11 protein-coding genes and 1 pseudogene are annotated in these 12,708 nt (G+C 42.3%); 7 read left to right on the forward strand and 5 right to left on the reverse strand.

All coding sequences use genetic code 11. The features are described 5' to 3' along the window. Positions 1-34: 34 nt before the first annotated feature. The 4 genes and pseudogenes from ONT08_RS05360 to ONT08_RS05375 form a co-directional block, all read right to left on the reverse strand. A pseudogene (locus ONT08_RS05360) lies at positions 35-340 on the reverse strand (energy transducer TonB); the annotation flags it as partial. Between the two features lie 16 nt (positions 341-356). Beyond that, entirely contained in the window at positions 357-1,244 is an 888-nt protein-coding gene (locus ONT08_RS05365) for a hypothetical protein (protein ID WP_264959412.1), read from the reverse strand. Positions 1,245-1,257: 13 nt separating this feature from the next. Then, a complete protein-coding gene (locus ONT08_RS05370; RefSeq protein ID WP_119236476.1) occupies positions 1,258-2,088 on the reverse strand; it encodes a zinc ribbon domain-containing protein in 831 nt (276 codons plus the stop codon). Positions 2,089-2,094: 6 nt separating this feature from the next. Then, entirely contained in the window at positions 2,095-2,700 is a 606-nt protein-coding gene (locus tag ONT08_RS05375) for a hypothetical protein (RefSeq protein ID WP_118139235.1), read from the reverse strand. A gap of 854 nt (positions 2,701-3,554) precedes the next feature. Here ONT08_RS05375 and ONT08_RS05380 point away from each other — a divergent pair. Next, a complete protein-coding gene (locus ONT08_RS05380) occupies positions 3,555-4,781 on the forward strand; it encodes a nucleoside recognition domain-containing protein (RefSeq protein ID WP_200756657.1) in 1,227 nt (408 codons plus the stop codon). A 255-nt stretch (positions 4,782-5,036) separates the two neighbouring features. On the opposite strand, the gene ONT08_RS05385 is transcribed toward ONT08_RS05380, so the two are convergent. Beyond that, entirely contained in the window at positions 5,037-6,326 is a 1,290-nt protein-coding gene (locus ONT08_RS05385; protein ID WP_264959413.1) for an IS1380-like element IS612 family transposase, read from the reverse strand. A gap of 105 nt (positions 6,327-6,431) precedes the next feature. Here ONT08_RS05385 and ONT08_RS05390 point away from each other — a divergent pair, with 105 nt between their 5' ends. The 6 genes from ONT08_RS05390 to ONT08_RS05415 all read left to right on the forward strand — a co-directional run bounded on the left by ONT08_RS05390 (position 6,432) and on the right by ONT08_RS05415 (position 12,575). After that, on the forward strand, positions 6,432-6,800 hold the full coding sequence (locus ONT08_RS05390) for a four helix bundle protein (protein ID WP_264959571.1): 369 nt from the start codon (positions 6,432-6,434) through the stop codon (positions 6,798-6,800). A 79-nt stretch (positions 6,801-6,879) separates the two neighbouring features. Beyond that, the gene (locus ONT08_RS05395; RefSeq protein ID WP_264959414.1) at positions 6,880-8,343 is read left to right on the forward strand and encodes a lipopolysaccharide biosynthesis protein; all 1,464 of its coding nucleotides are present in this window, start codon (positions 6,880-6,882) and stop codon (positions 8,341-8,343) included. A gap of 786 nt (positions 8,344-9,129) precedes the next feature. Beyond that, on the forward strand, positions 9,130-9,477 hold the full coding sequence (locus ONT08_RS05400) for a helix-turn-helix domain-containing protein (protein ID WP_264959415.1): 348 nt from the start codon (positions 9,130-9,132) through the stop codon (positions 9,475-9,477). A 5-nt stretch (positions 9,478-9,482) separates the two neighbouring features. Continuing rightward, positions 9,483-10,436, forward strand: coding sequence for an IS3 family transposase (locus tag ONT08_RS05405; RefSeq protein WP_264959416.1), 954 nt, complete (start codon positions 9,483-9,485; stop codon positions 10,434-10,436). A gap of 262 nt (positions 10,437-10,698) precedes the next feature. Next, on the forward strand, positions 10,699-12,030 hold the full coding sequence (locus ONT08_RS05410; RefSeq protein WP_118417172.1) for an ATP-binding protein: 1,332 nt from the start codon (positions 10,699-10,701) through the stop codon (positions 12,028-12,030). Between the two features lie 11 nt (positions 12,031-12,041). Further along, entirely contained in the window at positions 12,042-12,575 is a 534-nt protein-coding gene (locus ONT08_RS05415; RefSeq protein WP_264959417.1) for a hypothetical protein, read from the forward strand. Positions 12,576-12,708: the final 133 nt, after the last annotated feature.

The raw sequence follows: 12,708 nt of genomic DNA on the forward strand, positions 1-12,708 counted from the left end.
CCTAAGTAAATCGAGAGTTATAAACTCGAATATTTTATGAAAGCCCAAAGACTATCGGGATAGTATATTTCACCCTAACACAGTTTCCCTTAAGCTTCCCTGGTTTCCATTTAGGCATAGCCTTGACTATTCGCATAGCCTCTTTATCCAAAGTAGGATCAACACTTCTTGTAATCTCAACATCTGTAATTCTTCCATCTTTATCGACAACAAATTTTACTATCACCCTACCTTGGATTCCATTTTCTTGTGAAACTACAGGATATTTGAGATTAGCCGCAATGAAGGATAATAAGGCATTAGAGCCACCAGGGAATGAAGGCATTTCTTCTACTTGTTCGTAAATTTTATCTGTATCAACCAATTCCGAATTGCCATCTATAGGCATCATAATCGACTTGACATGTTCCTCTTTTTTTTAAGACATAGACATAATTTGTAAGATACTTGTTTTTTATCCCCAAATCATTAAATTTTACGACCAAAGGCTTGGCATCTTTATACGTTACCTTTGCTGTATCTGCATCTATGAAGAAATCATCATTTATTTCACCATAATAACCTTCTCTATTGCCTCCACGCCAAATCCAATAAGGCTTTCGATTTACGAGTATCGAGGTCGGACAAATCATATTCTGAACATAAACGAACTTGCCAAAACGACGTAGTGGCTCTGCAGTCTGAAATCCCCCATGCTCATTAAAATCCTCTTGAAATTGTGGAGCTTCCGCTATAGGCACAGATACATATATGGTAGCTCTTATTTCATTAAAATTACATGTAATAGGAAAATATTCTTTGTCGGCATTATACTTTTCCAAATCCAAGCTCCAATTTTTCCCCATTCTATCCTTAATTGCGTCATAGCAAATGGAGTCAAACACAAACTTTGAAGATTGCTGTAAACGTTGTTCGTAAGCTGTAGTCTTCTCGAATTCTCTTATCTCATTCCATGCACTAAATTTTTCCTTCACATTTTTCAAGACTCGTCCTCTGTCGGTCATTTCATATCGTTCGCGTTCTGATTCTTTTGCAGCATTCTCAATAAGTCTTTGCCAAAACAGAGTATTTGAATCCACCGACTTTTTATTTCTTGCACCTCTATTGTTCTTACCAATAGAAGTGGTCTTACCCTTAACCGTTTGAGACGTTTGCCCCATTTTTCTCATTTGAGGCTTTCTCGTTTGAGCATTGCTACCAACCATACATAGCAAAGCTACTATAAGTAAAATAATATGTTTCATAATTTTCCTTATTTTATAGAAAAACATTAGTACTATTTATTTCCATCTTTATCCCATCATTTTCTCCTCGCGAAAATCTTACGAACCTTTGTCCATCCCATTCTTGAGATTTTCTGACGCAATAAGTTTGGAAGCCATATCCCTTATCTACGATTCTTACCTGAAAAGGATTCCAATCGTAATATGCTTTGTTTATCACTTCTGTTATATCCACGCCATCCAATTCCTTCCGTTCTTTCATCGGAAGTTCCATCACGCAGCTTCCATATTGGTTAAAAGCATCAACGGTATGACGTTCACACTCTGCAGAATGCCAAAACGTTTTACTAGGATACTTCATCTCCATTATCAGAAGCAATCTTCTTTTCAACTCGCCTGATACAATTGCAGGAAAGACAAAATCCTCGTATGATGTTTCATCGTCATAAACGTACACATTATCACCTCCATCCGTCAAATACCAGAAATAGTCATCACCCTCTTTCAGCATTTTAAATGCATATACTTCTTGTGCTTCGTCAGATAAAGTATCACCTTTTGTAGTTTGTGCTTTTGCTGCTTCTTTCACAAGCTCTCTGCCCCCTTCTTTCAGTCCTACTTTTATCCCAACAAACAGAATTACCACAAGTATAGCAGAAAGCACCTTCCAAGACTTTCGCCAGAAAGATGTTTTCTCCTCACGATCAATTGTGGTGCTTGCCTCTTCAGGCTCTATACTATCTACTTTTTGAGTCATAGACTTTTCTGTGTCAGCATCAAGCCATTCACCGCAATATCTACATTTTTTTGCCACGGCAAGGATTTCCTCCCCACAATAGGGGCAACGTTTATGCTTTGTATCCATACATTTCTATTTGTCAAACAAATCTTGATAAACCTTAGCCCATTCTCGCCAAGAATATCCACGAGAAGGATGACGCTGGCGAATCATAAGAGCCTTATCTTCGCCGCCAGTGCTAAACCAACGAGTATTAACCTCATCACCATTAGCCAGAAACAGTTTCTCACCATCTTTCTCGCCAAGAGGATAAAGTCTATTGAAGAGACCATAACCCCAAGTTATGATAACATCAGGTTTCAACTCTTCAAGAATTTCCTTGAATGCCGAAACAGAGCTATTAAACTCGTCAGAAGTATCCTTTACACCTGGTCTTGCTATATTGAACTGAATAAAATTGTAAAAAGCAAGTTGATTCCAAACGCATTCTCTATCATCTACAGATATTTCCCTGTTCAACAAAGCCTTTGTTTGGCTAGTATAGCCTCTATAGAAAGAGGCATCTTCACCACTTACAAAACCGTCCACAATTTCTTGAGTAAATGTATGGTGACAAGGAGCACCAGCATTTTCTTCATTATAATGGCTTAGTCCTAACAACAACACTTTCTTGCCACTATTCAAGAATCCTTTCTCGTAATCCTTACCAACAAAAGGATAAGCATTTACATGTTTCATACGCTATTCTATTTTAAAGTTATTAAATGTCGAGGACAAAGATAGTGGTTCTATTTGAAACTATCAAGTCCATAATGGTTCATAAGCGAAATTTCTTGATTTCGGCTTAACAAAAGTAGTAAAAATCGTTCTGTTTCATTGGTATATTATCATTTTGCCAGGTGTTCCCGAGACTTGGCGGGTTAAGATTTCGGTTTCGGCAAAATAAAAAAGCGTGGGAACTTACCCGTCACTCGTCCCACTCTCTGAGGCCTTCGCATTGCCCTGCACTGTTGAACGAGCAACGTCGAAGCCCACGCCGATATGTATACACTTTTCCCTATACGGATATAAGACCTATCGCTTTGACGCAATAAGCCATACCAGTAAAGGGATGTGAATTAACACATCCCGAGAGCACCTACCGTTGCTATGTTCATTGACAGTGCATGAAGTTTGCGAAGTTTCAGAAAGTCAAGAACAAAGCGCTAAGTATGCGCCTTTTCCATTATGTCGTGATCCTTACTCAGAATCATCGGCAAATATACGAATAATGTTTGAAAGAACAAAAGTTTTTTGCAAAAAATCCTCATTGAGGGATAAAATTCATCAAAATCCTCCCTCTCTGAGGGATTTTTCTGTATTTAACCACGCTATGCGAAATTTTTATTGTACTTTTGCACCCGTGCTTGGAAAAGCAACAAATAAAACAGAAGAGTAAACGATATGGCAGAAAAGAATAGCATACCCCAATTCGTGAATAGCGAATCTATTATGTCGGATAGCAACTATGTGAAGTGGCTCTCCGATTTGAAAGAGCAATCCGCAAAGAATTCCACTAGCAATAACAACGATTAAGAAAGCATAAACAGAATATGGTTTTAAATTACATTTGGATAGCATTTTTCGTGATTGCGTTCATCTTCGCACTCATCGGATTGGCAATGGGAGATACAACTATCTTCCAGAAGATTGTAGATTCCACCTTCGATTCTTCCAAGAATGCCTTCGAGATTTCTCTCGGACTGACGGGCGTGCTCGCCCTCTGGCTTGGCATCATGAAGATTGGAGAGAAGGCGGGAGTTGTGAATGTGTTGGCACGAGCACTCAGCCCGGTCTTCACCCGTCTCTTCCCCGATATTCCAAAGAACCATCCGGTGATGGGAAGCATCTTCATGAATATCGCTTCGAATATGCTGGGACTCGATAATGCGGCAACACCTACAGGATTGAAGGCGATGCAGCAGATGCAGGAGCTCAACACGAAGAAGGATACGGCGACGAACCCGATGATTATGTTCCTGGTTCTGAACACCTCAGGACTCACCATCATCCCTACCACCATCCTCGCCTTCCGTGCCTCCTACGGAGCAGCCCAGCCTACGGATGTCTTCATCCCTATCCTGATGGCTACGCTCGTGGCTACACTTGCCGGAATCATCATCACTTCGCTCTGGCAGCGCATCAACATCCTGCAGCCGGTATTGCTCGCTACTCTGTTGGGAATGTGCGCCTTCGTAGGCATCATCATCTGGGGATTCGGACAGATGGACAAGGATACGATGAACACGGTTACCACCTTGGCTTCTAACATGATTCTCCTGGGCATCATCCTCTGCTTCATCCTGGCTGGTTTCTGGAAGAAAGTGAATGTATATGATGCATTTATCGAGGGAGCGAAGGAAGGTTTTACTACTGCGGTGAAGATTATCCCTTATCTCGTAGCTATCCTTGTGGGCATCGGCGTGTTCCGTGCTTCTGGAGCGATGGACATGGTGATACAGGGCATTTCGTGGTCGGTAGAACAATGCGGCTTGAACGCCGATTTCGTAGGCGCCCTGCCTACCGCCATCATGAAACCGCTGTCGGGAAGTGGTGCACGAGGCATGATGCTGGAGGCGATGAAGAACTATGGTCCTGATTCGTTTGTGGGCAGATTGAGCTGCATCTTCCAGGGTTCCACCGACACCACCTTCTATATATTGGCAGTATATTTCGGAAGCGTTAGCATCAGGAATACCCGCCACGCCGTGGCTTGCGGCTTGCTCGCCGATTTGGCAGGAGTCATCGCAGCAATCGCTATAGCATACCTTTTCTTTTAAAGGTAAAAAAGTAAAAGGGTAAAAAGGTAAAAAAGACTTAGATTATATATTCATCTAAAAAATGAAAATATGGGCAATAATGTCATTTATGAATTAAGCCTCAAATCCGCAAGCAATCTCAATCGCAGTAAAGAGCTTGAACACTATGCATCATGATAGTATGAGCGTGAATTTTGTCCGATTTTTGCACACCTTCCCCTTCCCCCACAATGCGACTTGAGGTAATACGCAGATTAAAACCATAAGGAACGGATTTTATCCGAATCCAGTTTTGAAGGGTTTTGCATAAGCGCGGTTCTCAGTATAGATATTCAGCACGTATTGCCTTGCTGTCATGATCCACTTGGCAGGTACGGAGATGAATCTGAAGACAAAAGCCTTTATGCGACTCGTTTTCTTGAGCCCAAAAGCCTTGGTGTCAAGCCTGCTCATGATGGTCTTGTAGAAATTGTGTATCAATGCAGTAAACAGAAGAAAGACAGTATTCTCCGCCATGAACGACTTGGGGAGCCTGCTCCAACCGAATCCGTTGTTCATGTCGTCAAAGATACGTTCCTTGCCGCCACGCAGATTGTAGAATTCAACAATGTCCCTTGTCGATGACTTGTAATCGTTGGTCAGAATACAACGGTAAGTGTATTCGCCTTCCCACAGGTCAAGGTCGCCACTGTTGCGTCTTTGTCTCTGGATGACAAGACGATAGCACTTGCCTTCCCATTTCTCAACGAGAATGGAATTGAGTTCGAACTGGATGCCGTTAATCTCCTCCGTCTTCCATCCTCTCAGAGCAAAGATGTCATTGTAGAGCGAACTGCATCGGTTGGCACGGATGTAGAAATGTTTGCAATGCTTCTCTATCTCACTGACGATTTCCTCCGAGCAGGAACCGCAGTCTGCCCTGAAGCGATTTACACGGATGTTCTGGGATTCCAGAAGAGCGAAGAATCTCTTATGGGTGTCTGCCTGATGAAAACGCACATTCGTGTTGCCATCGCTGTTCTCGATATAGACTATCTTGTCACCGATAACATATACGCCAGGCCTGTAGCCGAGGAACTTCTTGTAGGTCGGTTTTGCATCATACTTCTCCGTTTCAAGGAACTGATGGTCAAAGTCAACATCGTATTCCTCAATTTCCTTCAACTCGCCTGTAGAAACCAAAGCGTTTATAAGCAATGTGTTGAGTTTGTCTGCAGTATTGAAATCATAGGTCTTGCCTTGGTCGGAAGTATAGGAGATGTTTTCCTGTGTCAGTTCCTTGATGGCTCTGAGGATGGTATCAGAGCTGCATGTGCGCAAGGTCGGATGATACGAGAGATGGCGCATCAGTTGTGACGTTACATCTTCCACGCATGAGCCGCCACAGAAATAAACGCTCATCAGCGAACGGACTATCTCGCTGAACTGATATCCGATGATACTGCTGCATCTCTGACCAAGTGTCTGGTCGATAATAGGTGAAAGCATGGAGTCAAATTGCTCCATGATTGAAAAAAATCCTCCAAAAGGTGTGAGTTTTTCGGATTTTATTTGTACCTTTGCCATGTCTTGTTACGATTTACGCTTGTTTTCTAATTGCAACACTAAGATAAGTGAAAAATCTGACATGGCAAAATCCTGGGTAACTTTTTGTTGCTCAGGAATTTATAAATAAAGTTAAATTATAGTGTTGCGGAATTAAGGTTAAGCAAAAAGTTTGCCATACGAATAATCAAACTTTATGTTTTCCTCAAAGAAGAGAAACATGAATTCGTTATGTCTAAACAAATATACAGATGTGGTACAAGCATTGGAGCAAACATTGCAGAAAGCACTTATGCTCAAAGTACACCAGATTATATAAGCAAACTTAGCATCTCCCTAAAAGAAGCAAGTGAAACTCAATATTGGCTGGATTTACTTCAAGAAAGCAATTATATAACAACAGAACAATACGAATCAATATCCAATGATGTTAAGACAATCATAGGAACTCTCGTAAATATCATCAATAAATTGAAACAAAAAAATAATCAATAAACAAAAGTAAAAAGCGAAAAGGCAGAGAATCAAGCTTTCTTTTACCTTTTTACCTTTTTACCCTTTTACTTTTAAACATATGGCAAACCTCAAAAGTTTAGCAAAGGATACCGCCATCTATGGTTTGAGCAGTATCATCGGCAGATTTCTCAACTATCTGCTTGTACCACTCTATACGGCTAAGATCAGTGCCGCCAGTGGTGGTTATGGTGTCATCACCAACATGTACGCCTATACGGCGTTACTCCTCGTTATCCTGACCTACGGAATGGAGACCACCTTCTTCCGCTTTGTCAACAAGGAGGGCGAAAATTCTGAAAAGGTTTATCACACGGTATTGAGCATGGTGGGCTTCACTTCCCTACTCTTCATCGCCCTGGTATTCCTCTTCATCACGCCTTTGAGCGAAGCGATGGGCTACGCCGACCATCCGGCTTACGTATGGACCATGTTCGTAACCGTGGCTATTGATGCTTTCCAGTGCATTCCTTTCGCTTATCTCAGATACAAGAAGCGCCCGCTGAAGTTTGCAGCCTTCAAGTTGCTCTTCATCGGTCTGAACATTGCGCTCAACCTGGTTTACTACGTCATCATGGATGGTCACGATGTGGGTTATGCTTTCTACATCAACCTGGTTTGTACCGCCTCCATCACCTTCTGTTTCTACAAGGAACTGAAGGAAGGATTCATGGGCGAGAAATGCTCCTGGAGCGAATGTAAGGTGCTCGTCAGGAAGATGATGGGCTACAGTTGGCCAATCCTCGTGCTCGGTATTGCCGGTATTCTGAACCAGACAGCCGACAAGATTCTCTTCCCTTACATCTATGAGAAGGGCGATGCTCATGCGCAGCTCGGAATCTACGGAGCAGCCAGCAAGATTGCGATGATCATGGCGATGATTACCCAGGCTTTCCGCTATGCTTACGAGCCATTCGTTTTTGGCAAGGCGAAGGATAAGGACAACCGACAGACTTACGCTTCGGCGATGAAATATTTCGTCATCTTCACCCTCTTGGCTTTCCTTGTAGTGGTAGGCTATCTGGACGTATTGCGCCACATCATCGGTCGCGACTACTGGGATGGATTGAAGGTAGTGCCTATCGTAATGGCTGCCGAAATCATGATGGGAGTATATTTCAACCTCAGTTTCTGGTACAAGCTCATCGACAAGACCATCTGGGGAGCCTATTTTTCAGGCATCGGCTGTGCGGTATTGATAGCCATCAACGTTATCTTCGTACCAGTCTATGGTTACATCGCCTGTGCCTGGGCTGGTTTTGCAGGATATGGAACGGCGATGCTTCTCTCCTACTTTGTAGGTCAGAAGAAGTATCCTATCAACTATCCGGTGAAGGAGATTATGATTTATGTGGTTCTCGCCCTCATCCTCTTCGCAGGAATGACCGAGGCTAACAGATACTTCTCCAGTGGAATTGCCTGCCTCATCAACACGGTGCTCATCCTCATCTTCGCCGCTTATCTCGTGAAGAAGGATTTCCCATTAAAGAGTCTGCCAGTGGTGGGAAAGTACTTCAGAAAGTAAGAGATTCCAATCATTGAGATTATATTCCAAGAAGTCCGTGGACAATCTGCAAGTCCACGGACTTCTTTTGTTTATATTATACAGAACCTTCGCATGCGGTTCAAGAATAGACAAAAGGACCCAATGTTCCTGGTCCCGAGCAATACCCAGAATATAATAGCAGCCAGCAAGGCGCCCTGTAAGAGCTAAAGCAAACGGCTGAGTAAACGAAACGAGACGACTGAGTATTTTGAAGGATATGACTATGCAAGCTGAAGGATACGGCTCAGTTAACCGAAGGATACGGCTCCGTAAGCTGAAGAATATGACTGCGCAAGTGAAAGAAGGCGTCTGATCAGGTTCAAAGAGATAGAATATGGAGTTCAAGGAGACTGCTTCTGGAAAGTTGCCACTAGGCTCATCAGCTCTGCTGAGCCTAGTCAGCAGGTCTGCTCACTGCAGTCAGCAGGTCTGCCGAGCATACTAAGAAAGCAGCTGGTATGCGCACTTGCATATCAGCTGTTTTTGCACTTTTTAGTTCGACTTGTTGTAAAATATCACACTTTTAAGGATGACCTTTTGTGGTTTTACACATTTTTAAGGACGTTTTTTGTGGTTTTTCAAAAGAAATTGCTGCCCCTCAAAAAGTAGACACAGAAAGGTGGAAAACTGATGGAAAATGATTACCTTTGCAAGCAGATAGAGTTGTGTGCCCTGTAGAGAGGGCGTAGCCCGAACGTAAGGGCACACAACTTGCCGAAGCACGGTTATCTTATCGTCAAGTATTCACCAGAAAGGAAACTTTTTATGGCAAAGCATTTAAATCCATTGGAAAAGGAGTTCTTGATTCGTAAGTTCAAGGGAAACTCCAAAGTTAAGCTCAGTGATTTCTGCAGGGCAAACAATGTCTCGGAAACTTCTTTTAAGAAGTGGCTGAAGCAATATGAAGAAGCAGGCATAGAGGGGTTGGCTCGTGCTGATGCTGAGATTGTGAACATACTTCCTGAGGGCATTGACAAAACCAAGGAGGGGTATAAGCGAGAAATCCTACGCTTGCGTATTGAGAATGAACGGCTCAAAAAAAAATATCTGGTGAGGCAGAACGAGGATGGGCAAACGGAGTATGTTCGTTTAAAAATGAAGAGTTCAAAATAGTGGACATGCTATCGCACGAGTATCCTGTCAAGGATATCTGCAAGATGATGGGAGTAAGTCGGTCGGGGTATTACAAGTGGCTTAGAAGAGAGCCTTCATCCCGTGAGATCAATCGTGAGTTCATGGTGGGTGTGGTTGAGGACATACACTCGGAACACCCTACACATGGCTACAGGTGGGTGGCGGCGTACATAAGAATCAATTTACAGTTGAGTATCAGCGACAATTTCTCTTATAAATGCTTCCAATATCTTGGTATTCAGTCACAAACGAGACACAAGATACATTACAAACCACGTAAAGTAAAGGATAAGTACCCCAACCTCATTTATTCCACGTGGGACACGGTAGACAGACCTCGACAAGTTATCGTCTCTGACATGACAGTCATCAAATACTCTTGGTTCTTCTTTGAGTTGACCATGTATTTCGATGTCTTTACGAAAGAAATCCTAACGTGGCATGTGGCTGAGAGACGTGGACATAGAGACCAGTACATTGATGGGCTAAATGATGTCATCAACCTGTTGAAGGGCACAGATGAGCCAACTGTTCTTCATACGGACCAAGGTAGCGTGTATGCTTCACTCGCCTATAATGAGCTGATAAAGAACACGTTGATTGTGAGGTCTATGTCCAGGGCAGGAAAGCCTACAGACAACCCTGTGAACGAATCCCTCAACGGATGGATAAAAGAGGAATTGTTCATAGACTTCAAGATTGAGACATGTAATTCAAGAAAGGAGTTCGAGGAGGCCTTGGACGCATACGTGGATTATTACAATGAGAAAAGACCATGTTATGCTATCGGCTATGATACGCCAAATAATTACAGGAAGAGGTTTTATAAAGGGGAGCTTCCAAGAATGGACACTTTTGGGAAGCGAGAGGCTAATGCAACACCGAAGTTCGTCACAGAACGGAAGAAAATGGCTGGAAATGAGAAAAATAAAGAATAATGTTCACTTTTATAAAGAAAAACTTGCAAATATGGATGAGATTGTCTACTTTTGCAAATGAAAAGGAACGAAATTTGATAGATATGTGTACTTTTAAAAATATAAATAATTAATAATCATTTTTTGTGTCCACTTTGGGGAACTGCTACAAATCAGTATCTTTGCAGCAATATTCCCTCACAAAAGTGTTGGTAATAAGGCATTATTCCCTCACAAAAATGTACAGACACAAATATCATTCCCTCACAAAAGTGTAGCAAACATGAAAAGATTCATATACAACCATCTGAAAGACTGGAAATTATCCAGTAACAGGAAGCCACTCATCATGTATGGAGCAAGACAAGTTGGCAAGACCTATATCATCAAAGAGTTTGGCGACAACGAATTTGAGAATATGGTTTACATCAACTGTTACAAAAACAAAAGCATTGCTCAACTTTTTCAAGGTGACGCAAATGCAGAAAGACTTTCCATCGGCCTTGCTGCTTATGCACACCAAGACATCACTCCTGGCAAGACCCTTGTATTTCTCGATGAGATACAAGAGATTCCACCTGTTTTGTCCTCGCTGAAATATTTCTGTGAAGACAAGCCAGAATTGCATATCATCGTAGCAGGATCATTGCTTGGTGTCATGAACATGAAAGGAGAATCCTTCCCTGTCGGTAAAGTTGACATCATGCACCTCTACCCCATGACTTATGAGGAATTTCTACTTGCCAATGGAGAGAAACAACTTTTGGATTTATTGCAAAGCGGAGATAAGGAACTTATCAACAGCCTCGCCCCAAAATTCATAGAATACCTTCGACGATACTACTTTGTTGGAGGTATGCCCGAAGCAGTATTGGAATTTACACAAAATCACAACCCAATGCAAGTAAGGCAAATTCAACAAAACATCTTGAATGCATACGAGGCAGATATCAGCAAACACACCGAAGAACAGACACAAAGAGTAAGAATGGTATGGCAATCAATCCCAGCCCAACTGGCTCGCGAGAACAAGAAGTTCATCTATGGTGCAATAAGAAAAGGAGCTAGGGCTAAAGATTTCGAGATTGCAATACAATGGCTCATTGACGCAGGACTCGTCCATAAGGTAGAAAGAACAAGAGATGCCAAATCTCCATTAAAATTCTATGCAGACATGGATGCTTTCAAATTATATGTGCTTGATGTAGGTTTGTTGGGAGCACTCACAACGGCACAACCTGACCAGATTCTCATTGGCAACAACGTGTTTAGCGAATACAAGGGGGCGTTTACTGAGAATTTCGTGCTTCAACAGCTGAAATCTCTTCCTTACTTACCCATATATTATTACAGTAAGCCAAGCTCTACCCAAGAAATTGATTTCATAGTACAAGCCGGCAGCGAAATCTTACCAATAGAAGTAAAGGCTGAGGAGAATGTAAAGGCAAAATCACTAGCAGCATTTATCACTCACGATTTTGCCTCCTATCATCTCAAAGGTATCCGTTTCTCCATGCGAGGTTTCCAAGACCAAAAATGGATGGAAAATGTACCACTATTCGCAGCTAGAGAATTTGTTAAACACAAGGTAGAGAAGAGTTTCATCATCAAATAAGCCATAGAAGCATGAGGAAGAAACTGAATAAGAAACTTTGCATGGATGACATCTATGAGATTTGTATTCTTACCCATGGTAATAACCGTAAAAAAGCTCATCTTTATCAACTAACATTTGATGAGGACGAGCGAATATCCACAAATGCCCTGTGGGTATTCACTCATTTCGACATGCAGAACAACGAGTGGCTCTATGCCAAGCACGATGACTTAATAGACCGAGTTCTCGTAGAGAAGAATGAGACCAAGCGCCGCCTGATGCTCCAACTCCTTCTCCGTCAGCCATTCGAGGAAGAATCACTCCGTTCTGATTTCATCGATTTCTGCATCGCCAAGATTACCGCCTGTTCCCAGCCCTACGCCATCCGCTGCTACTGCATGAAGCTCGCCTACGAGCAGATGAAGTACTATCCCGAACTCCTCGAAGAGTTAAGAATGGCATTGGATATGCTGGAACAAGAGGTTCTCTCTCCAGGATTGCAGCCGGCAAAAAGGCAAATTATGAAGAAAATCAAGCGAAGCCTTGGAAAATTCGAGAAATAGTCGTAACTTTGCAAACGTAATATTCTAACAATATAATACATAAATGGATGGAGATACAACTGAACGATTATCACAAGAAAGTCAATGCCCAAAAGATGGCTTCAATGGCTTATTGGCGAGAGCATCCGCTTTC

It is taken from the genome of Segatella copri, from assembly GCF_026015465.1.
Taxonomy (GTDB): domain Bacteria; phylum Bacteroidota; class Bacteroidia; order Bacteroidales; family Bacteroidaceae; genus Prevotella; species Prevotella copri_E.

Excerpts from the sequence above, each read along its gene's own strand:
- ONT08_RS05365 (WP_264959412.1), bottom strand. The coding sequence starts at position 1,244 with ATGAAACATATTATTTTACTTATAGTAGCTTTGCTATGTATGGTTGGT.
- ONT08_RS05370 (WP_119236476.1), bottom strand. The coding sequence starts at position 2,088 with ATGGATACAAAGCATAAACGTTGCCCCTATTGTGGGGAGGAAATCCTT.
- ONT08_RS05375 (WP_118139235.1), bottom strand. The coding sequence starts at position 2,700 with ATGAAACATGTAAATGCTTATCCTTTTGTTGGTAAGGATTACGAGAAA.
- ONT08_RS05380 (WP_200756657.1), top strand. The coding sequence starts at position 3,555 with ATGGTTTTAAATTACATTTGGATAGCATTTTTCGTGATTGCGTTCATC.
- ONT08_RS05385 (WP_264959413.1), bottom strand. The coding sequence starts at position 6,326 with ATGGCAAAGGTACAAATAAAATCCGAAAAACTCACACCTTTTGGAGGA.
- ONT08_RS05395 (WP_264959414.1), top strand. The coding sequence starts at position 6,880 with ATGGCAAACCTCAAAAGTTTAGCAAAGGATACCGCCATCTATGGTTTG.
- ONT08_RS05400 (WP_264959415.1), top strand. The coding sequence starts at position 9,130 with ATGGCAAAGCATTTAAATCCATTGGAAAAGGAGTTCTTGATTCGTAAG.
- ONT08_RS05405 (WP_264959416.1), top strand. The coding sequence starts at position 9,483 with ATGCTATCGCACGAGTATCCTGTCAAGGATATCTGCAAGATGATGGGA.
- ONT08_RS05410 (WP_118417172.1), top strand. The coding sequence starts at position 10,699 with ATGAAAAGATTCATATACAACCATCTGAAAGACTGGAAATTATCCAGT.
- ONT08_RS05415 (WP_264959417.1), top strand. The coding sequence starts at position 12,042 with ATGAGGAAGAAACTGAATAAGAAACTTTGCATGGATGACATCTATGAG.